The sequence below is a fragment of the Nitrospira sp. genome, assembly GCA_016715825.1.
Taxonomy (GTDB): domain Bacteria; phylum Nitrospirota; class Nitrospiria; order Nitrospirales; family Nitrospiraceae; genus Nitrospira_D.
Window position 1 is genome coordinate 157,077 of the sequence record JADJXO010000001.1, and the last position, 20,424, is coordinate 177,500.

The 20,424-nt window shown below is 55.2% G+C and carries 24 protein-coding genes and 2 pseudogenes; 20 read left to right on the plus strand and 6 right to left on the minus strand.

The annotated features are described in order from the left end of the window. Window positions 1-7: 7 nt before the first annotated feature. The 5 genes and pseudogenes from guaB to aroC all read left to right on the plus strand — a co-directional run bounded on the left by guaB (window position 8) and on the right by aroC (window position 7,000). Window positions 8-1,474 carry an IMP dehydrogenase gene (guaB, locus tag IPM58_00725; protein MBK9305638.1) on the plus strand — a complete coding sequence of 489 codons (1,467 nt, stop codon included), beginning with the start codon at window positions 8-10 and terminating at the stop codon, window positions 1,472-1,474. A 147-nt stretch (window positions 1,475-1,621) separates the two neighbouring features. After that, on the plus strand, window positions 1,622-3,178 hold the full coding sequence (gene guaA, locus IPM58_00730; GenBank protein ID MBK9305639.1) for a glutamine-hydrolyzing GMP synthase: 1,557 nt from the start codon (window positions 1,622-1,624) through the stop codon (window positions 3,176-3,178). 98 nt (window positions 3,179-3,276) lie between these two features. After that, window positions 3,277-4,122, plus strand: coding sequence for an rRNA pseudouridine synthase (locus IPM58_00735; protein MBK9305640.1), 846 nt, complete (start codon window positions 3,277-3,279; stop codon window positions 4,120-4,122). Continuing rightward, window positions 4,119-5,881 (plus strand): annotated as a pseudogene (gene aspS, locus IPM58_00740) (aspartate--tRNA ligase). Before IPM58_00735 ends, aspS begins: the two are co-directional and overlap by 4 nt. A 6-nt stretch (window positions 5,882-5,887) precedes the next feature. Beyond that, complete coding sequence (gene aroC, locus IPM58_00745) at window positions 5,888-7,000, plus strand: chorismate synthase (GenBank protein MBK9305641.1); 1,113 nt, start codon at window positions 5,888-5,890, stop codon at window positions 6,998-7,000. A gap of 20 nt (window positions 7,001-7,020) precedes the next feature. Here the strand turns inward: aroC and IPM58_00750 are convergent, their stop codons facing one another. Together IPM58_00750 and crcB are read right to left on the minus strand one after the other, a co-directional pair. Then, window positions 7,021-7,368: a DUF190 domain-containing protein gene (locus tag IPM58_00750; GenBank protein MBK9305642.1), complete on the minus strand. Its 348-nt coding sequence runs from the start codon at window positions 7,366-7,368 to the stop codon at window positions 7,021-7,023. Between the two features lie 3 nt (window positions 7,369-7,371). Continuing rightward, window positions 7,372-7,740 (minus strand): fluoride efflux transporter CrcB, encoded by a 369-nt coding sequence (crcB, locus tag IPM58_00755; GenBank protein MBK9305643.1) that lies wholly within the window; start codon window positions 7,738-7,740, stop codon window positions 7,372-7,374. Window positions 7,741-7,928: 188 nt separating this feature from the next. Here crcB and IPM58_00760 point away from each other — a divergent pair, with 188 nt between their 5' ends. The 6 genes and pseudogenes from IPM58_00760 to IPM58_00785 all read left to right on the plus strand — a co-directional run bounded on the left by IPM58_00760 (window position 7,929) and on the right by IPM58_00785 (window position 11,085). Beyond that, window positions 7,929-8,120, plus strand: coding sequence for a type II toxin-antitoxin system HicB family antitoxin (locus tag IPM58_00760; protein ID MBK9305644.1), 192 nt, complete (start codon window positions 7,929-7,931; stop codon window positions 8,118-8,120). Continuing rightward, the gene (locus IPM58_00765) at window positions 8,117-8,296 is read left to right on the plus strand and encodes a type II toxin-antitoxin system HicA family toxin (protein MBK9305645.1); all 180 of its coding nucleotides are present in this window, start codon (window positions 8,117-8,119) and stop codon (window positions 8,294-8,296) included. The genes IPM58_00760 and IPM58_00765 overlap by 4 nt, the downstream gene beginning before the upstream one ends. Window positions 8,297-8,379: 83 nt before the next feature. After that, a pseudogene (gene rnhA, locus IPM58_00770) lies at window positions 8,380-8,820 on the plus strand (ribonuclease HI). Window positions 8,821-8,832: 12 nt separating this feature from the next. Continuing rightward, window positions 8,833-9,663 (plus strand): ATP-binding cassette domain-containing protein, encoded by an 831-nt coding sequence (locus tag IPM58_00775; GenBank protein ID MBK9305646.1) that lies wholly within the window; start codon window positions 8,833-8,835, stop codon window positions 9,661-9,663. A 418-nt stretch (window positions 9,664-10,081) separates the two neighbouring features. Continuing rightward, window positions 10,082-10,660 (plus strand): hypothetical protein, encoded by a 579-nt coding sequence (locus IPM58_00780; GenBank protein ID MBK9305647.1) that lies wholly within the window; start codon window positions 10,082-10,084, stop codon window positions 10,658-10,660. A gap of 23 nt (window positions 10,661-10,683) precedes the next feature. Then, a complete protein-coding gene (locus tag IPM58_00785) occupies window positions 10,684-11,085 on the plus strand; it encodes a hypothetical protein (GenBank protein MBK9305648.1) in 402 nt (133 codons plus the stop codon). 67 nt (window positions 11,086-11,152) lie between these two features. Here the strand turns inward: IPM58_00785 and IPM58_00790 are convergent, their stop codons facing one another. The 3 genes from IPM58_00790 to IPM58_00800 are packed head-to-tail and all read right to left on the minus strand — an operon-like array spanning window position 11,153 to window position 13,149. After that, on the minus strand, window positions 11,153-11,599 hold the full coding sequence (locus IPM58_00790) for a hypothetical protein (GenBank protein ID MBK9305649.1): 447 nt from the start codon (window positions 11,597-11,599) through the stop codon (window positions 11,153-11,155). Further along, window positions 11,596-12,468, minus strand: coding sequence for a neutral zinc metallopeptidase (locus IPM58_00795; GenBank protein MBK9305650.1), 873 nt, complete (start codon window positions 12,466-12,468; stop codon window positions 11,596-11,598). Before IPM58_00795 ends, IPM58_00790 begins: the two co-directional genes overlap by 4 nt. A gap of 24 nt (window positions 12,469-12,492) precedes the next feature. Continuing rightward, window positions 12,493-13,149, minus strand: a complete 657-nt coding sequence (locus tag IPM58_00800) for a DUF2959 domain-containing protein (GenBank protein MBK9305651.1) — start codon at window positions 13,147-13,149, stop codon at window positions 12,493-12,495. Between the two features lie 161 nt (window positions 13,150-13,310). Here IPM58_00800 and IPM58_00805 point away from each other — a divergent pair, with 161 nt between their 5' ends. The 9 genes from IPM58_00805 to IPM58_00845 all read left to right on the plus strand — a co-directional run bounded on the left by IPM58_00805 (window position 13,311) and on the right by IPM58_00845 (window position 18,842). Beyond that, window positions 13,311-13,880: a Slp family lipoprotein gene (locus IPM58_00805; GenBank protein MBK9305652.1), complete on the plus strand. Its 570-nt coding sequence runs from the start codon at window positions 13,311-13,313 to the stop codon at window positions 13,878-13,880. A 296-nt stretch (window positions 13,881-14,176) separates the two neighbouring features. Continuing rightward, the gene (locus IPM58_00810) at window positions 14,177-14,404 is read left to right on the plus strand and encodes a hypothetical protein (GenBank protein ID MBK9305653.1); all 228 of its coding nucleotides are present in this window, start codon (window positions 14,177-14,179) and stop codon (window positions 14,402-14,404) included. A gap of 291 nt (window positions 14,405-14,695) precedes the next feature. Then, window positions 14,696-14,944, plus strand: coding sequence for a hypothetical protein (locus tag IPM58_00815; GenBank protein ID MBK9305654.1), 249 nt, complete (start codon window positions 14,696-14,698; stop codon window positions 14,942-14,944). Continuing rightward, a complete protein-coding gene (locus IPM58_00820) occupies window positions 14,937-15,617 on the plus strand; it encodes a sterol desaturase family protein (GenBank protein ID MBK9305655.1) in 681 nt (226 codons plus the stop codon). Before IPM58_00815 ends, IPM58_00820 begins: the two co-directional genes overlap by 8 nt. Before the next feature lie 45 nt (window positions 15,618-15,662). After that, window positions 15,663-16,820: a GH3 auxin-responsive promoter family protein gene (locus IPM58_00825; protein MBK9305656.1), complete on the plus strand. Its 1,158-nt coding sequence runs from the start codon at window positions 15,663-15,665 to the stop codon at window positions 16,818-16,820. 4 nt (window positions 16,821-16,824) lie between these two features. After that, window positions 16,825-17,265, plus strand: a complete 441-nt coding sequence (locus IPM58_00830; GenBank protein MBK9305657.1) for a GH3 auxin-responsive promoter family protein — start codon at window positions 16,825-16,827, stop codon at window positions 17,263-17,265. Between the two features lie 8 nt (window positions 17,266-17,273). Further along, entirely contained in the window at window positions 17,274-17,900 is a 627-nt protein-coding gene (locus tag IPM58_00835; GenBank protein MBK9305658.1) for a hypothetical protein, read from the plus strand. Window positions 17,901-17,912: 12 nt separating this feature from the next. Beyond that, complete coding sequence (locus IPM58_00840; protein MBK9305659.1) at window positions 17,913-18,437, plus strand: hypothetical protein; 525 nt, start codon at window positions 17,913-17,915, stop codon at window positions 18,435-18,437. A gap of 159 nt (window positions 18,438-18,596) precedes the next feature. Continuing rightward, entirely contained in the window at window positions 18,597-18,842 is a 246-nt protein-coding gene (locus IPM58_00845; protein ID MBK9305660.1) for a hypothetical protein, read from the plus strand. Window positions 18,843-18,997: 155 nt separating this feature from the next. On the opposite strand, the gene IPM58_00850 is transcribed toward IPM58_00845, so the two are convergent. Next, on the minus strand, window positions 18,998-20,353 hold the full coding sequence (locus IPM58_00850; GenBank protein MBK9305661.1) for a serine hydrolase: 1,356 nt from the start codon (window positions 20,351-20,353) through the stop codon (window positions 18,998-19,000). Window positions 20,354-20,424: the final 71 nt, after the last annotated feature.

Consider the following 20,424-nt stretch of genomic DNA (forward strand, 5'->3'; position numbering starts at 1 on the left):
GGGAACGATGCTTGATAAAGAACCACGACTGGGATTGACCTACGACGATGTGGTCCTCATGCCGGCTAAGTCCCAGATTCTGCCCAGCGATGTTGAAACCGGCACACAGGTGTCGCGCAATATCCGGATCAACATTCCGCTCGTCAGCGCCGCGATGGATACCGTGACGGAAGCTCGACTGGCGATCGCCATGGCGCGCGAAGGTGGGATCGGCATTCTTCATCGGGTGCTGTCTCCGGCCGATCAAGCGATCGAAGTGGATAAGGTCAAGAAATCGGAGAGCGGGATGATTCTGGATCCGGTGACGATTTCGCCGGATGAAACGATTCGTGATGCCCACCAACTGATGGCGAAGTATCGGATCTCCGGTATTCCTGTCACCCAAGGGCGCAAGTTGGTGGGGATCCTCACCAATCGGGATCTCCGATTTGAAAGCCGGATGGACCTGAAGGTTTCACAAGTCATGAAGCGGGAACGGCTGGTGACGGCGCCGGAGGGCACCAGTCTGGAGAAGGCGCGAGAAATTCTCCATGAACATCGAATCGAAAAGCTGCCGGTGGTGAACAAGCAGTATGAGCTCAAAGGCCTCATTACCATCAAAGATATTGAAAAACGTATCAAGTATCCCAACGCCTGTAAGGATAGTCATGGGCGGTTACGGGTGGGCGCCGCAGTCGGCGTAGGGCGAGATACGGAGGAGCGGGTGGCTCTGCTGAAAAAATCCGGTGTGGATCTGGTGGTCATTGACACGGCGCACGGACATTCGCAGGCCGTACTGGATACCGCAAAGATGATCAAGAAGCTGTATCCTGATCTTGAGCTGGTCGCGGGGAATATTGGTACGGCGGAGGCAGCCAAAGACATGCTCAAAGTCGGAGTCGATGCGGTGAAGGTTGGAGTCGGACCGGGATCGATCTGTACGACGCGCATCGTGTCGGGTGCCGGAATGCCGCAGTTAACCGCCATCGCAGATTGCGCCAAGGTTTTGCGTAAAAGCGGAGTTCCGATCATTGCCGATGGAGGCATCAAGTTTTCGGGCGACATCACGAAGGCCCTGGCTGCTGGGGCATCGGCCGTTATGCTCGGCGGGCTCTTTGCTGGAACAGAAGAAGCTCCAGGTGAGACCGTCCTCTATCAAGCGAGAACCTACAAAGTTTACCGCGGCATGGGCTCTATCGGAGCGATGGAGCGAGGCGGGGGAGATCGATACGGACAGGCCGGCCAGTCGGCACAGAAGCTTGTTCCGGAAGGGATTGAGGGACGTGTTCCCTACAAAGGCCCGGTAGCGGCGGTGGTGTACCAGTTGGTCGGTGGCGTCAAATCAGGGATGGGCTACTGCGGCTGCAAAACGATCGCCGATCTCCAACGGAACGCGACGTTCATCAGGCAATCCGTGGCTGGCCTCCGTGAAAGCCATGTGCATGATGTGATCATTACCAAAGAGGCGCCGAACTACCGTATGGATTGGGAGTAGTATCGCGTGAAGCGTCTCTCGTGCACATGCTCCGGGTTTCAAGTTTCTCGTTTCATGTTGTCCTCAACATTTCAGTCGTCCGAAATAATCAACGTGAAACCTGGAAGTAGAAACTAGAAACTTCGAGTCCGGACGAACGACGCCTTCATGGAACTCTGGCACGATAGAATCCTCGTCCTCGATTTCGGCTCGCAGTATACGCAGCTGATCGCTCGACGTATTCGCGAAGCCCAAGTCTATTCTCAAATTTTCCCCTGCACAGCCCCGCTGGCAACCATTCTGGCCTATCGGCCGAAGGGGATTGTGCTGTCCGGCGGACCATCCAGTGTCTACGAAAAGAAAGCGCCGGTCGTCGCTAAGGAACTGTTCGATCAACACATCCCGATCCTCGGCATCTGCTACGGCATGCAGCTCGTCACGCATCTCTCCGGCGGAGAAGTCGGCAAATCGCTACATCGGGAGTATGGCCGTGCGGATCTCACTATCGAGGATGAGAGCGATCTCTTTAAGGGTATCGGATCCGACAAGAAGACGTCTGTGTGGATGTCGCATGGAGATCGCATAGAGCGGATGCCTCCAGGATTTCGATCGATCGCCCATACGAGCAACTCGCCCGTCGCTGCGATGAAGCGAGATGATCACAAGCGACGCGTCTATTGCCTGCAGTTCCATCCCGAAGTGGCACACACGCTGGAAGGGGCGCAGATCCTCCGCAACTTCGTGTACGAGATTTGCGGCTGCAAGCCAACTTGGACCATGCAGTCCTATGTCGAAACGGCGGTTACACAGATTCGCCAACAGGTCGGGAAGGAGCGAGTGATTTGTGCATTGAGCGGTGGCGTGGATTCATCGGTGGCAGCGGCGCTCACGCACCGGGCGATCGGTGACCAATTGACCTGTATCTTCGTCGATAACGGTGTGTTACGAGCAGGGGAACGGGAGCAAGTCCAAAAGACTTTCGCCTCGCAGCTACATCTCAATCTACGGGTCCTGGACGGCACGAAGCAATTTCTGGCCGGTCTCAAACATGTGACGGACCCCGAGCGAAAGCGGAAGATCATCGGCAGGCAGTTCATCAAGCAATTCGAAGCGGAATCAAAGAAGCTCAAAGGCACCAAGTATCTTGTGCAAGGTACGCTCTATCCTGATGTGATTGAGAGTGTCAGCTTCAAAGGTCCATCGGCAACGATCAAGACACACCATAATGTCGGGGGATTGCCGGCCCGCATGAAACTTAAGCTGATTGAACCGCTTCGGGAGTTGTTTAAGGATGAAGTGCGGGTGCTGGGCCAAGAGCTGGAATTGCCGGACGAGATTATCTGGCGACAACCGTTCCCAGGCCCAGGGTTGGCGATTCGCGTACTGGGTTCTGTGACTGCTGAACGGTTGGCGATCTTGCGTGCAGCGGAGGCGATTGTTGATCAGGAGATCCGAAGTGCAGGCCTCTATCGCGAGATCTGGCAGGCCTTTGCTGTTCTGTTGCCGATCAGGACCGTTGGGGTAATGGGCGATCAGCGGACCTACGAACATGTGATTGCGATTCGTGCCGTCACGAGTGTGGATGGCATGACGGCAGATTGGGCCAGGATTCCTACTGACGTGCTGGGTCGCATATCGAATCGCATCATCAATGAAGTGAAAGGTGTGAATCGGGTCGTGTACGACATCAGCTCAAAACCACCCAGTACGATTGAATGGGAGTAGGGAAGGCTGAAAGCAGTCTCACTGTCTCCCGTGATCGTCTAGTCCGCAGCGAGAGCCGGCAGGGCTACCTCCTATATTGAGAGGGGAAGAGAGAACCAATGGCAGTTCGACTCCAAAAACTCATTGCGAGTACCGGGCTCTCCTCTCGCCGCAAAGCCGAGACGTTGATTGCGACCGGTCGCGTCACGGTGAATGGCAAGGTGGTCACCGAACTTGGGACGAAGGTTGATCCCGACCGCGATCACGTGAAAGTGGACGGTAAGCATCTGAATTCGGCACAACCGTATGTGTATCTGATGCTGAACAAACCCAAGAACGTGATGTCGACGTTGGACGATCCCGGAGGACGAGACACCGTGAAGGACTTTCTTCATGGCGTCTCCGTGCGGGTGTTTCCGGTTGGTCGGTTGGACTTTGATAGTGAAGGACTGATGCTGCTCACCAATAACGGTGAGTTGGCGCAGGCCCTTCTGCATCCGCGGTATCAGGTGTCCAAGACTTATCTCATTAAAGTCAAAGGCGTGCTGACAGAGTCCGAAATCGGCCAACTCCAACACGGAGTTAAGCTTGAGGATGGCATGACGAGTCCGGCGGTCGTGAAGAAGATCAAGAGAGCTGAGGCAAACTCCTGGCTGGAGATCACGATTCGGGAAGGCCGCAAGCATCAAGTGAAGCGCATGCTGGAATCCGTGGGGCATATGGTGATCAAGCTGATGCGCGTCAGGATGGGGCCACTCGTGCTTGGTCATTTGGAGCCGGGCGAGTTTCGATTCCTCACCGATCGAGAGGCCAATGCGTTGCGCGAATTGGTTGAGCACCGCGTGACTGCGGTCGAACAGGGGGCAGAGCCGATGGCTGGTCCCAAACGGCTGGTCAGGCGCAAGGGCTGGGCCAGACCGCTGAGGGCGAAGAAGAATGTCGGAAAGAAAGCGAGAACGGCATGAAAATCCGCACACATCGCTGCGGCGAGTTACAGAAGCAACAGGTAGGGCAGACCGTTGTGCTGAACGGCTGGGTTCAGCGGCGGCGCGACCATGGGATGGTCATCTTTATCGATCTCCGCGATCGGACAGGGATCACACAAGTCGTGTTCAATGCTGAGCGCAATCTTCGGTGTCATCAAGCGGCTCATGTGCTGAGGAGTGAATGTGTCGTCTCTGTGACCGGGCAGGTGATGGCAAGACCGGAGGAGTCGAAGAATCCCGATCTCTCGACCGGGGAGATCGAGGTCTTTGTCGATGAGGTGGAGGTCTTGAACGAGGCCAAGACACCACCGTTTGTGATCGAAGATGATGCCGAAGTCACGGAAGCCATCCGCTTGAAATATCGCTTCTTGGACCTGCGCCGGCCTAGGATGCAGGAGCTCTTGACCCTCCGACATGGCATTATGCAGACGACGAGAGAGTTCGTGAATGCAGAGGGTTTCTTAGAGGTGGAGACGCCGATCTTGACAAAGAGCACACCGGAGGGCGCCAGGGATTATTTGGTACCCAGCCGCGTTAATCCCGGACAGTTTTTTGCGCTGCCCCAGTCGCCACAGTTGTTCAAGCAAGTGCTGATGGCGAGCGGGGTGGATCGCTATTATCAGATTGCACGGTGCTTCCGCGACGAGGATCTTCGGAACGACCGGCAACCGGAGTTTACCCAGATCGATCTGGAAATGTCGTTCGTCGATCGTGAGCAGATCATGGATCTCATGGAGCGCATGATCGTCACCATCTTCATGAAGGTCGGTGGTGTCCAACTTCCGACGCCGTTTCTTCGGTTGAGCTACGCGGAAGCGATAGGCCGGTACGGGTCCGACAAGCCGGACCTTCGGTTCGATATGCCGCTCTATGATGTGACGGCCTTCGGCGCGTCAAGTCAGTTTAAGGTGTTCAAGGATGCAGCGACGAAGGGAGGTATCGTCAAGGCGCTAATTGTGAAGGGCGGAGCGGTGCTCTCTCGGACGCGCATCGATGCCTTGGGGAGACGGCAAAAAGTTTCGGAGCCAAGGGGCTTGCATGGCTCAAGCTGACGGCAGAAGGCCAACTGGAGTCGGTGATCGCAAAATTCCTCGACGCCAAGGCCTTTGCGGCAGCATTACCCGAAGCGAAGCCAGGCGATTTGATTCTGTTCGGTGCGGACAAGGCCTCGGTCGTACATGATGTGCTCGGTCGGATCAGGCTTCTTTTGGGCGAAGAATTGAATCTGATCGACAAGACGACCTGGCGGCCTCTGTGGGTCATCGATTTCCCGATGCTGGATTACGACCAGGAACAGAAGCGGTATGTGGCTATGCACCATCCTTTTACGGCGCCTGTCGACGACGATGTTGCGCTGTTCGAATCTGATCCATCGAAAGTGAGAGCCAAGGCGTACGACATGGTGTTGAACGGAAGCGAGATCGGCGGTGGGAGCATCCGTATCCACCGGCGAGACGTGCAAAGTAAAGTCTTCGATCTGCTGGGGATCGGTAAAGAAGAAGCCGTGGCCAAGTTTGGGTTCTTGCTCGAGGCTCTTGAGTTTGGCGCGCCGCCGCATGGCGGTATTGCATTCGGGTTAGATCGGTTGGTCATGTTGCTTGGTCACGCTGATTCGATCCGTGACGTTATCGCCTTTCCCAAGACCCAGAGGGCGCAATGTCCGCTCACCGATGCGCCGTCTGCCGTCGGGTCCGATCAGCTGAAAGAATTGCGCATTAAGCTGGATCTCGTTCAGTAGGTCGCTATGACTGCTAACACGTTCGGACGCATCTTTTCCGTCACTTCGTTTGGAGAGAGCCATGGTCCGGCTATCGGGTGCGTCGTCGATGGGTGCCCGCCAGGTCTGGCGTTGTCCGCTCAAGACATTCAGAACGATTTGGATCGCCGCAAGCCTGGCACGTCACGCCATGTCACGCAGCGCCAGGAGTCAGACACGGTTGAAATTCTTTCCGGGGTATTCGAGGGGAAGACGACCGGTACCCCGATCGCGCTGTTGATCCGCAATGAAGACCAACGCAGCCGGGATTATGGAAACTTGATCGATACCTTCCGGCCTGGGCACGCCGACTACACCTACTGGCAGAAGTATGGCATTCGCGACCATCGAGGCGGGGGCCGTGCCTCGGCTCGTGAGACGGCTGTACGTGTTGCAGCGGCCGCCATTGCGCGAAAGTGGCTGCATGAAAAGTATGGGGTGGTCATTCGTGGGTATCTCAGCCAGCTCGGGCCTCATGAATTGACGTTTAAGACTTGGGAGGCTGTGGGGCAGAATCCATTTTTCTCAGCTAATCCCGATGCAGTCTCCACGCTCGAATCCTTCATGGATGAGTTACGAAAGGCGGGCGATTCGGTTGGTGCCAGGATTACCACGGTGGCGGAGCATGTGCCGGTTGGATGGGGAGCACCTGTCTATGCCAAGCTGGACTCAGATTTGGCTGGGGCCATGATGAGCATCAACGCCGTAAAGGCCGTTGAGATTGGATCTGGTTTCGCCTCAGTGACCCAACGTGGGTCCGAACATGGTGATGAACTGACGCCGGAAGGATTTCTCTCCAACAACGCCGGCGGCATTCTCGGCGGTATTTCCACCGGGCAGGATATCGTTGTCACAATCGGCATCAAGCCTACATCGAGCATCCGCATCCCGCGCAAGTCGATCGACAAGCAAGGCAACCCGGTCATGGTGGAAACCAACGGCCGCCACGACCCCTGCGTCGGCATCCGCGCCACTCCGATTGCCGAAGCCATGCTGGCGCTCGTCCTCATGGACCATGCACTCCTGCATCGAGCGCAGAATGCCGAGGTGGCGACAAAAACTCCAAAGATTGGTGGCGCGGTCAAACGGCCCAGCAATTAGCCTGTTGGCTTCGATAAAGTCTACGATAATTTCGTGCGGCTTTCCGAAGAGTGAATCTCAACCGGCTGCACCATCGCAAGAAGACTTGAACAGATCTGTTGTTCGATCCAGGTGAGAAAGGCTTCCACCTTGTCCCGTAAATCGACGATTTCGATAGTGACTGGGAGGTCTTCGGCCAGACGTTCGATTTTGAAGGTATGGATCACGCGGGTTTGAGCGCCGAATCCCATCAACCCACGGTAGACGGTGGCGCCAGCCATCTTCCGGGCATGGGCCTGGATGACGATCCATTCATAGAGCGGTCGTCCGTCCTGTTTATCTCGCTCTCCGACAAAGATCCGTAGGAGACATCCCTGTTCGATGCGCATCGATTATTTCCAGAGCAAATAGGCGGTGGAGTAGCCGACCCACACGGCGGCAAGGCCAAGGACAGTATGGCCGACGACATTGCTACAGGCCAGCCAGAGTTCTCCGTCGCGTAGGAGGTTCATCGTCTCATTGCCGAATGCTGAAAAGGTCGTGAACCCCCCCAATAACCCGACCATCAGAAAGGCTCTGTGTTCACCAGAGATGACGCCTCGATGATCGGCAAGCTCAGCCAGGAATCCGACCAACGCACAGCCCACGATATTGACGGCCAGAGTGCCGAATGGAAACTGGATACTTTTGCTGAGCTGTTGCGCATACCCGCTCAACAGGTAACGGAGAATCGACCCGATGAACCCGCCTGTGCCGATCAACAGAAGTGTACGCAGTGTTTGTCTCGCTCCACAAGGCTCGGTACGATTAGCGCCCCATTGTACCCAAGTGGTTGAGTCGAGTCACGCGATCGGATGAAGCCATTTTCTGGTGCACCATGACAGACGCTATAGGAGCTTGAATCTTCGGTCTCTTTGCAAGCCAGAAGATCGCCGCTATAATAGCTCATATGGAATCGACTCACTATATCTATTGGCAGGACAAAGAGCAGTGGCTCGGTTATCTGCAGGACTATCCGGATTATTGGACGCAGGGGCAGTCCCTCGAAGAGTTGCAGTCCCATCTCCGAGATCTTTATCAAGACCTCACCAGCGGAGAAATCCCTGGAGTCCGAAAACTCGCTGAACTGACGCTCCGGTGAAGCGAAGGGATCTGATTCGGCAACTCGAAGCCCGTGGCTGTCAGTTGGTTCGCCATGGAGGAAAGCATGACTGGTATCACAATCCCACCACAAATATGTCTCAGCCGGTTCCACGACATGCCGAGATCAATGAATATCTTGCGAAGCGCATCCTGAGGTTATTGGCCAACCCCTAGTTTGCTCCATAGGCAAACTGATATGTTCCAAACATTTGACGGAGTAGGCAAGACTGCTTTTGCCTTGCCGAAGGTACCGAGGAATGCACGGAATGGTGGAGATTTATACGGATGGTGCCTGCAGCGGGAATCCTGGACCAGGTGGATGGGGAGTCTTGCTGAGAAACGGCGATAGTGAAACCGAACTCTGTGGGGGTGAGCCGTCGACGACGAACAATCGGATGGAATTACTCGCCGTGATTGAGGCGTTGCAGTCCTTCACCCAGCCGGTAACCGCTCGTGTCTACACCGACTCACAGTATGTTCAGAAGGGTATCAGTGAGTGGATCCACAGTTGGAAGCGGCGAGGGTGGAAAACAGCCGGAAAAGAACCGGTCAAGAATGAAGATTTGTGGCGGCGGCTCGATCATCTGGCTTCGAGTCATACGCTGGAATGGCACTGGGTCAGAGGGCACAACGGACATCCGGAGAATGAACGTGTCGATGGGTTGGCTCGGGCAGGGCTCGAACAGGCTCGCCGCACGAGGCAGCCAGTCATGGGCCGAGTTGACCCACGAATACAAGCGCCGGCACCGTCGGCCGACTCTCCATCAATTATCGATATCCAACATGCTACGGTCTATCGAGGCGACACCTGTGTGTTTTCTGATTTGTCCTTCATGCTTCGGGAGGGTGAGCACGCCGCCGTTCTCGGACCCAATGGGTCGGGAAAATCGACACTCCTCAAATTGCTCTCAGGCGATGTGCATGCCATGCCGAGAGACGACACACGGATGGTCCTGTTCGGTGATGAGCGCTGGAATGTCTGGGATGTGCGGAAGCAGATCGGCATTATTTCACACGATCTCCAGCGCGATTACCTGATCTGTGCTGAAGGACTCAATGTCATCCTATCGGGGCTCTACGCCAGCAATGACACCTACGACCACCAAGAGTTCAGTAAAACTCAGTTGACGAGGGCCGATGAACTGATACGGGAGTTCGGTATCGAATCTTTGGCCGGTCGACGATTCGGCCATCTCTCAACCGGCGAGCAGCGGCGCTTCTTGTTGGCGAGAGCGTTGGTGCATGATCCACCGGTGCTGGTGTTCGATGAGCCAACCAGCGGGCTCGATCCCAAGGCATGCTTTCAGTACCTCGATCTATTACGGGCTCAGATTGCAAAAGGCAAGACCGTTCTCCTTGTGACGCATCACCTCCATGAAATTCCCCCGGAGATCGAACGTGTGATCTTCTTGAAGGAAGGGAAGATACTCGCCGACGGTCAGAAATCTGCGTTGTTGACCAACGATCGAGTCAGCACCCTCTTCGAGAGCAAGATGACCCTGGTCCAGGCCAACGGCTGGTATCAAGCCTTGCCAGGCTAAAGTCCTAGGGGCGAGCTCCACGATTTCTTACAAAATACCGCGGCTTTGACGAATGTGGCTTCGAGAGCTAGGCTTTTGATGCCCGTCATTCGCAGAAGCCAGCATGCACCCAGAGCTCTCGATAAGTAAGCACTCTCGATCCCCGTGCGCCATCCTTTTCCTCTTCACCTGTTTTGGAACAACCTATGGTTCCCTCGAGATGAGTCTGGCGGAAACCTGGATTTGTCCTCGTCCTGGTCAGCCGAATCTGTATACCGACCGTGAATATCCAGGTTGTCGTCAACTGGGTGAACCAAAGACCTATTCACCCCTTCAGATTTCTCCTTCATCACGACCTGCGCAACCAGCTACGGTGCGGCCATCAGCGTCAAGCACGATCACCCTTCATCCGCCCTCACAAGGTCATGGCAGGAAACCCATGCCTTTCGTTGAGACCGCCTTCTCATTCCCCATATTGGGCGTGACACAGCCCAAGGCAGGTTTCATCACCGGGTCATGGATTGGGTTAATGGCGCATCTTACCGTGACCTATAAGGCGGACGGGAACGGGCCGGAGGTGATTCCCGATTCGAACATGATGCCGGTGTCGGTCCATTCATTGTGGACGGCTGTTGCCGCCGCGTCCCAGGCTGTGGGGTACGACCCACGATACCTTTCTGTTCGATTATTGATTCCAACGCCAATGGAAGGGCCTAGTGCGGGCGGAATATTCGCCGTTGCTATCGCCGCGGCCTTGCTTGGCGATTCGATTCGCCCAGATGTCTGTATGTCGGGGACGATTGAGCCAGATCTAGAGATCAGGCCTGTAGGAGGATTGATCGATAAGATGGGGGCCTGCCGCGATCTCCGAAAGACCACGATGATCGTGCCCGACGGGTTGGACAACAGTCATCTTGGTTTTAGCGGTGCCGAACGATCCATTGGGGTGATCCAAGTGTACTCACTCGCAGAAGCCTATAGCGCTGCGACCGGTCAAGCACTTCGGCCCGCACCGTAATAATCAACAGAGGAGGAGGAATCATGCAGCTTCACGCACACAAGTCAGAGCAATCCGTGAGACCGGTGTCGACAAGATCTGTTAGATTCATGGTCCTCGCTCTCAGTCTTCTTGTACCGGCGGCCTGGGCTGCTGAACCGGTGAAGATCAGTTCGTTAGAAACGTATCCCGAAGCGTACAAGATGAAGGTCGTCCAGGTGGAGGGCACGGTCAGTAATTACCAAATGCATCATTTCATCGGGAACAATACGAAGTTGGAGAAGTGCATCCAAGACTTTATGGTCGACGATGGGACCGGCATAATCCGGGCGAGCTATGCAGCGCTCTGTCAGATGGGACCAGTCATGCTCCGAGACGGCGATGAGGTTACGATCGAGGGGCACTATTTGGGGACGTTGGATGTGAGAGTAGTGAGGAAGCGCTAGGTGAGTTTGGTAACCATACCAAGGGACTATGGATACAGTTCGAGTAGGATCGGTCCTATGACCGATCCTACTTCTTTAGAAATCCAAACAAGGTTCCGGCGGCGCCAGCGCCGATCGAGGAAAGGTACCCGGTCGCCACTTCCTTGAGACCGTGAGCTTTGCCGCGCGCCCAATCGAGGGTATGTGTCACATCCGCTTGGATCAAGTTCCACTCCAGGTGAATCCAGCCGGTGCTTTTCAAGACAAACACGAGCGCAGCTAATGCGGCTGTGATCAGCAAGGCGAGCATCAAAGTTTTTCGAAGCGCCCATCCGATGAGGAACCCGCCAAGGAAACTGGCGCCTCCGCGAGCGAGCGCCGGGGATGTCATGTCGCTGAGCCAGGTCCCAAACCCAGCCACGGTCGTTGCGCCGGCGGCGAGAAACGGTTTGGCTGTCCATGGAGGACTGGTGAGAATCGTACCGAAGGTCTTCCCAAAGAACCCGCTGTGCGCTGTGCTTTGTATGGCGCTCATAATCGATTCCCCTCAAATGTGTTGCAGACGGCAGGATCGCCCGACTCCAGCCCACGTTTGAGCCACGTCATCCGTTGTTCCGATGAGCCGTGGGTCCAACTTTCCGGCTGCACGTGGCCCCGTGACATTTCCTGCAGCCGATCATCTCCGATAGCCGCTGCTGCCCGTAGCCCCTCCTCGAAATCTCCCGGTTCGATCAAATTGCGTTCTTGTTTGGCGTGGTAGCCCCACACACCGGCATAACAGTCGGCCTGAAGTTCCATCCGAACTGAAAGGGCATTCCCTTCCGCTTGGGAGGCCTGTCGCTGAAGGCGGTGCACTTTCTCCGCGACGCCGAGAAGATTTTGTACGTGATGGCCGACCTCATGCGCAATCACATAGGCTTGGGCAAAGTCGCCAGCTGCCCCTAAACGATGCGCCATCTCGTCGAAAAATGCAAGATCAAGGTACACTCGGTGATCGTTGGGACAATAGAAGGGACCGACGGCCGACGAGGTCGTGCCGCAAGCGGATTGCACGGCGCCGGTGAACAGAACCATGCGCGGGTCTTCGTAACGGGGACCAAGGAGCGTGCGCCAGGTAGTTTCGGTATCAGCCAGGACGACCGAAGCAAATTTGCCGAGATGGTCGCTTGGCGCGCCGACGGGTCCGGACTCCGATGGGGCCGACGGCGACATGGTCTCAGTCACGCTCTGGACCCCGTTGATCATATTGAAGACGGTCAAGGGATTGGCTCCGGTGAAATAGCTGACGGCCAGCACGAGCACAATCGTCCCGATGCCGAGGCCGCCTCTGCCTCCGAGGCGGGCAGGCCCCATACCGCGACGATCCTCAATGTTGTCGCTTCCCCGCTGGTCTTCGATACGCATAGCCGTTCCTCTCGCGTCTGGAAATTAGTCCGATTCTTTTTCCATCGACTGAATGAACTTGTCGGCTTCGGCAATGGACCGGTTCATATCCTTGACCAACTGATCGACCTGCGCATCGACCTTGACCAGTTCGCCCTTGATAGCAGCCAGCGCTCGAGCATTCAGATTATGTTTGAGGTAGAGCACCTGATCGCGCAGTGGTTTGAGGACCGGTTCGATTCGTTGTTCAGCCCGTTTCATCGCCGCGAGCATGTCTTTGTAGCGGCTTTTTGTTTGAGTGAGTTTGGCTTGGCTCTTCCGTCGCAGGTCGGTGCTGGAGTACTGGCCGAGTTCTTGTTCCCATTCCGAGAAGAGTGCGCCGGCGACGCTCTCGACATCCTGGATCCGTTTTTTGACCGCCTCCGCACTGTCTTCGCTGGTCTCCAGTTCCCCACTCAGTTTCTTGTAGGTATCTTCCAGGTCGCCTCCTTCGTAGGACACGACTTTTCCAAATTTCTCCAAGGTGGTTTGAATCTCTTGCTTGGCCTCTTCCTGCGCATCGCGCGCGGACTTGACGCGGCTGCTCAGAATGTCGCGTTTGGCGTAGCCCATTTTTTCCATCGTGGCGATGTAGGCTTTGTCGCAAGAGGAAAGAGCAAACGGGATGAACAGCAACATGACGGCTAGCACGACTTGCAACATGATCACCTCTCCCAATAAAACCACAACAAACGATCAAGGACGCTCAGACAGAGACCAACAGAGGGCATCATAACCGATCTCAGTCCGGCGGGGAAAGACCCTAGGTTGCCATTCTCAGCGAACAGCAATTGGTAGAAACGGCAAGGTGGTCGCGCTATAGTGTGGACATGCAGTTCCTCTCTCACAGCGTTGTCTCCGGGGTGCTGATCATACTGCTGATGTCGGGCTGCGCTTCTCACCGTGTGGTTCCTGACGAGCTGGAGACGATGATTGACCGAACGGTGACGTTTCGAGAAGTGATCGAAGTCCCCGAGTCGTATCAAGGGCGAATCCTGGTCGTGGGTGGTGAGGTGCTGAAGGCCAAACGACTGAAAGATGGAACACAGATTGAGCTTCTGCAGTTGCCGCTCGATAAGGACGAAAGACCGATCCTGAATCGTCAACGATCAGACGGGCGCTTCTTTGCCATCCAGCGGGAATTTCTCGACCCCGCCACCATTGCGCCGGGGACCATGATGACCATCGTCGGGGAAGTGTCTGAGGCTAAGACCGAACATCTCGACGAGGTTGAGTATCGGTATCCGGTCTTGATCGCGAAACATCTTCATGCCTGGCGGGATGAATCCGATGGCTATGCCCGTCCCTATCCCTACCCCCGGTTTTCAATTGGAATCGGAGGGGGCACAGGTGGCAGAATCGGCGCTGGCGGAGGGTTCGGCATCGGATTTTGAACATGGAAAAGAATGGGGTGTATCATGCGCAACGCATCTCTATCGTCAACTACGAAATCGATTAATGTCTACTGTTTCATTCTTGGACGCTCCCGCTGGTCCATCATCCACGTGGTTTTCTACTCCATTGATTTCTATCGACAAACCGTCAACGTCTCATCACCTCGATGATATCCTTCCGCAGGGGAAATCCCTGAGAGGGTCACAACGTCCTCTTGCGCGCATGGAATCGCCCATGATATGCAAGCATATGTGAGGATATGCTGAGTCCGTCATGTTATGAAGGAGAAGGTTACATGAAACATACACAGCAGGTCACAAAACGAAAAGAGAGAGTCACGCTGTCTCTCTCAGCCGATATGGTGGAGCGGTTGCGTACCGTCGTCTACTGGAGTCCCAAGCTGACCCTCACTGGTGTCGTCGAATCGGCGATTCTGGTGGGCTTGAGCAAGCTGGAGAAGGGAAAGCGGTTCAAAAAGAGAAAAGGCAAGTTGCCTGTCGGTCGTCCACGCAAAGACCAGTAGGTATGAAGGTTTTGCGATCTCAATAACGTTCTCCCGATCTTTTCAGAGGTGATTGCCGTATAGGGGAATGGACGAATGTGGATCTGATCCGTTCCGTACCGGCATCTTCAATATAGTCGGGGTTGTGTTTTGGATTTCCTAGACCGGTTCGCTTCAACACTCCTCTTCTGTATCTGAGGCTCTACGACTGAACCGCATCACGTGAGGTCCCACGAGATGCCCGGTTTGTCGCTCACGTCGTAATGTTCAGTTTTCTCGCCCCCCATCCATGTTTTTCCTACAATGGGAATCATGGATGTCCTGCATAGACAGCTCCCCAAATCTGCAACCGGCCTCATGAGACGGATCGTCCAATATGGGTCCTATCCTGTCATCTTGCTTGGTAGTGTGTGGGGCAACCTGCGTCTCACGGAAGCAGGAGCGGGATTACTCATTTCCACGTATCTTCCGGTCACCACTGGTTCATTGCTGGTCATCTGGCTCGAGCATCCAGATGCCCTATCGAACCTCATGGAAGCCATCTGGGAAGGACGTGGCTGAAGATTCGGTATTCCTCGCCCTGGTGCATGTCCTGTGGCCTAAGCTGCTCACGATCAGCGTTGCCTTCGTCCTGTTCGAGCTATGGAATGGAAGCGACCGGCCTACCAGCAGCTGGTGGCCTTGCGAATGGCCTGTCCCAGTGCAAACTCTCCTGATGGCACTCATGGTCGATAGCACGCGGTACTGGCTCCATCGCATCAGCCATGAATGGGGGTCGCTCTGGCGGTTCCACGCCGTACATCATCCCCCGCACCGGCTTTATACGTTGAATGTCGGTCGATTTCATCCCGTCGATAAGGGGCTACAGTTCCTGCTTGACTCACTGCCGTTCATCATCTTGAGCGTCCCGCCGGCCGTTCTCAGTCTCTATTTCGTGTTCTATGCATTGAACGGGTTCTTTCAGCATTCCAATGCCGACGTTAAGTTGGGTTGGCTCAACTATGTGATGAGTGGTCCAGAGCTGCATCGTTGGCACCACTCCATGTGGTCGCAGGAATCCAATAACAACTACGGGAATCATCTCATCGTCTGGGATTCTCTGTTTGGCACTCGCTATCTGCCTGCGGATCGTGAAGTCGACGTGCTGGGACTGGTCCACCGCCAGTACCCCACCGGGTTTCTGGATCAGATGGCCGCGCCCTTTCATTCTGGGCTGGACAAAGCGACTGCGTGATCCTGTATGTCTGAGCACGGTGGTCACTCTACCATCGAGGCGACCATGCGCCTCATTCACGATCGGGAATGGCTGCCATTGCTGACGCACACAGAGCGGCCCGATGCGGTTCAACGCCAACTCCTGTCGACCATTCTCGCCTCACAGCGAGATACGCAATTCGGACGACTGCATGGGTTTACGTCGCTCCGGTCCTACGAAGAATTTGCCCGGGCGGTCCCGGTGCTCGGGTTCGAGGATCTTCGACAGGACATTGAAAGCCAAGAGCAGAGCGGGGAGTTCCTCCTCAACGCCGAACAGCCGGTCCACTATGTCCAGACCAGTGGGACCACAGGGAAGCCCAAGCACTTGCCCTTAATTAGGCCAGCGATTGACTGGATCAGTCAGTATCAGCGGCTGTTTTCCTATGCGCAATGGTCGGGTGTACCCAAGATCTACGATGGACAGGTCTTGGTCATTGCGGGCCAGACAGTTGAAGGGCATCTGCCTGGAGGCGCGCCGTACGGATCCATGTCAGGGTTGATGAATGAGGCGCTGCCAATGGTGATTCGGCAGAAGAGCGTCCTGCCCGACGGAATCCTCCGTGTCGCTGATGTTCGGCTTAAATACCTGAGAATGGCTGCCTGTGCTGTGGCGGCCGGGACACTGTCTGTACTTGCGACGCCCAATCCATCGACCATTCTCAAACTGTTGGAGGTCATATGTTCCGAATTTCCGCACCTGGTAGAAGCGCTGGCGGTCGGACCACGGCATCCGATCTTTTCGCAAGGAATGGCGTGGAGGGAATCGATCGCTCTCGATGAAGGGCGTCTTGCCTATCTCCAAACCGTGATTGGACAAGCATCGAAATTGGATCTCGCCGCGCTCTGGCCGGAACTTCGAGCCGTCATCACGCGGACAGGTGGCAACTGCGCGGTCTTGATCTCAAAGCTTTGCGCTTTTTTGCCGAAAGAGACGGCAGGTGTCGAAATGGGTTACTTGTCCAGCGAATGTCTGGGAAGCCTGAATGTCGATGTCAGAGAGAACCGATGCATTCCGACGTTTCAGGAGCATTTTTTCGAGTTCGTTGAAGTAGCTGATGGCGATGACCAAATGACTGATCCTATTCTGCTTGGAGATCTACACCAGGGAAAGAAGTATCAGGTCTTCGTGACGACGAGGAGTGGCCTCTATCGCTATGCGATGAATGACATCGTGAAGTGACGGGCTGGTTCAACCGTGTCCCGACCATTCGGTTTGTCCAAAAAGGCAAAGGCGTCACGACTATCACGGGGAAAAAGTGTACGAACACCAAGCGGTGGAGGCCGTTGAAACGATTCTAAAATCTACGGATCTGGCTTGCAAGTTCTACGTGATGCTGGCTGACGTTCACCGGGCGGGATACACACTGTATCTTGAACAGGTCTCCGTACCCAGTTCATTCGGCAACGAGGTCGATGAGCAGCTGGCACGCCTGAATGTGGAATGCCAGGCGAAGCGAGAAAGTAGCCGACTGCTGCCGCTTCATGTCGTGCCGCTCCGAGTTGGCACGGCGGAGGCCTATCGGAGCCATTGTGTGGCCAAGGGGCAGCGTGATTCACAGCTCAAATTGATTCGACTTCAATATGCGCACGACTGTTCATTCGATTTCGCGCCACACCTCTGGTAAGGCCGACCATGCCCATCACAAGACTATCCATAGAACCACTGAAGATTCCGTTTAAACAGGCCTTCGTTCATGCGTCGGCAGTTCGTGCGGAGACCGAGAGTGTATTGGTTACCGTCACCAACGCGAACAGAGTGGAAGGAGTAGGGGAGGGATGTCCTCGCCACTATGTGACGGGTGAAACGGTCGACTCGATTGAGCGCTTCATCGACATACACCGGGAACAATGGATGGCATTCGCATCAGTCCACGATCTAAAGAACTGGGCGTCCCTCCATTCTTCTGTGATCGATCAGAATCCGGCTGCCTGGTGCGCGGTCGAAACAGCTTTTCTTGATGTATTCGGGAAAGAGGCAGGAGTGCCGATCGAAGGCCTACTCGGTTATCCGCCATTGAGCGGACTGTTTCAGTATTCAGCGGTATTGGGAACGGATAGTTCTCGCTCGTTTAAAAAGCAGCTTGAGCGCTATCTCGCCGCAGGCTTTACCGATTTCAAGGTGAAGGTGACTGGAAGATTGCAGGATGACTGCGACAAGTTGGAACGATGGGCGTCAAGAGAAGATTCACCGATACGGGTCAGGCTCGATGCCAACAATTTGTGGAGCGATGCTCAAGGCGCCTTCTCCTATCTCAAGTAGCTTCCTGGTAGGGTGACTGCCGTTGAAGAACCGCTCAAGGTTGGGGATTACGGTGGGTGTCGACGGTTGGCGCAAGAATTGAAAATTCCCATAGTTCTGGACGAGAGCTTTCTGAGGTTGGATCAGTTTGCAGGGATTCAGAACGATCCCCATCCGACCTGGATCATTAATATTCGTGTGTCGAAGATGGGTGGTATCCTCCGCTCGTTGGCTGTCGCCAAACGGGCAAGAGAAGTCAGCATTCCCATTGTCATTGGCGCCCAGGTGGGAGAAACGAGCGTGTTGACGAGGGCGGCGTTGACGATCGCGAACACCTATCGTGACATCCTAGTCGCACAAGAAGGCGCTTTGGGGACATTACTGCTGGAATGGGACATCTGTGATCCATCGCTGATGTTCGGAGCCGCGGGGTGGTTGGATGCCAAGGCGGTGAATGGACTCGGTTTGGGGCTTGCTCGGCTGGGATACATGACGATCAGACAAAAACTCAAGCCTGCGATAACTCCTGCCTCCTCCCATCTCGAGAACCTGAGCTAAATCCATCCGCTCCGTATTAGCAGCAAGGGCTGTTTTCATTCTGGGCTTCAGCGAACACTTTGCGCTTGACGTGGACTAGTGTGTTTGCCTAGAAATGAATTCTAGGGTCCTCTAGATGCTGTGGTAGATGTGTTTGTTATCAATGGGAAGGAATTGACCATGAGGCATCTTGCATTCGCAATTGCTAGTCTGGTGTTCGTGACGGGTCTGTCAGGCTGTTCGAGTTCAGCTGGGATGGGTGTGCTCGGCGGTGTACTTGGCGCCGGCGCAGCAGGTGGCAGTTATGAGTATCATCTCAAGCGCCAGAAAGATCGCGTGGAAGACGATTTAAAAGCCGGGAAAATTGATCAGAAGGAATACGAGATTCGCAAGGATCAGATTGCGAGAGACTCACTGCTCCAATAATATCGATAACTGGTTGCCGGCTATTTGTCCTAGTTTATTCTTAGACATTGTCGTCAAGAAAGAGAGCGCCAGAAGGGTGAATACAAACGGAGCATAGACGCTCTCTCTGTGAGGCATAGACTCGACTAAAAACAGTTGATGAGTGGTACCCGATCTTATTTCCTGCCCTCAGCCTTCCCACGGTCTCGCATTAGGTGCCGTGCTACTGCATGATAGGCGGGCAGCGATGTGGAGTCGTTCGCAGTATTGCTGGCGAGGGGATGGCTGGCAAATCGCCCAATGACTACGGCAGCTGTGGGGTCGATGTACAGCGACTGACCGTGAACTCCTCGCGCCATAAAGGCGCCGTGGTCGTTATGTGTGATCCACCACATATTTCGGTAACTCCATCCCTTCAGCACGGGAAATCCGGCCTTGGTAAAGTCTTGCGCGCTCCCACCTCGGCGAATATCGGCCACGACTGCTTGGGGAACAATCTGATGTCCGTTATAGTGCCCGTTGTTGCGAATCATTTCGCCGAATCGCGCAAGGTCGCGAAGACCCATGTTCAGACCTCCGCCCGCGAAAGGTGTTCCGATGGAGTCAACCGACATGTAGGCATCCTGCTCAGCGCCCAGCTTGCTCCAGATTCGCTCTGAAAGTAGTTGAGCAACGGAACGTCCGCTTACCCGAGCGAGAATCCATCCCAGCGCATCGGCGTTGGCCGTACGGTAGTGGAACGCGTCCCCGTGCGTGCCATCCGGCTGGATGGACTGGAGAAAATCGTAGTAGGAACGCGGTCCCGTGTAGTCTTTTGGTTTGGGCAGCGGATTGCCGGCTGCAGTGTGGGCCCAGACCTCTGCCTTCGGATCGGAGTAGTCTTCGCTGAAACGTATGCCCGTGGTCATATCCATGACCTGACGCACTGTGGCGCTAGCAAATGCCGACTGCTCAAGCTCCGGGACATATTCAGCTACGCGAACATCGGGGTCCAATGTTCCTTCGGCAACCATCATGGCAGCCAGCGTTCCGATAAAGGTTTTTGTGATGGACATTCCGCCGTGCTGTCCATCTGGGTTCAATACGCCGAAGTACTGCTCATACACCACCCGGCCCTCATGGAGGACTATAATACCGTCGGTGTAGTTCGCCAGCAGTGACTCTTGCCAGGTCATGGGGCGCTCACTGCCAGGCGGCAGGAATGTGATGGCGTCGATGTCGTCCCGCAGTGTCCACTCAAACTGAGCTGGTGTACCCGTCCCACGCGAGACGTTGACCGTCGGCATCAGCTGTCTGAAGTTAGCGACGCTCCAGCGCATCGTTGGAAAGCGAAAGTAGCTACCGTCCTCAAATCGAACCACTCGGTCATCTGGGGGTGGTGAACCAACCATCCAGCCGAGTGTGGCTGGGTCACTGTCGATTGCGTTGGGAAAGGTCTGGTCAGCTGAATAGGCGCTATGTGACGTGAGAGGTAGAAGCGCGGTGACAATGAGAGTAGCTGAAAGCCCTCGCAAGGCCAATGAGCTCATCATGTTCTCCTTGTCGCTTGAAGCGGGATGTCGGTTTTTGGTTTAGCACGTTGCCAAACGTGCTATCAAGAATG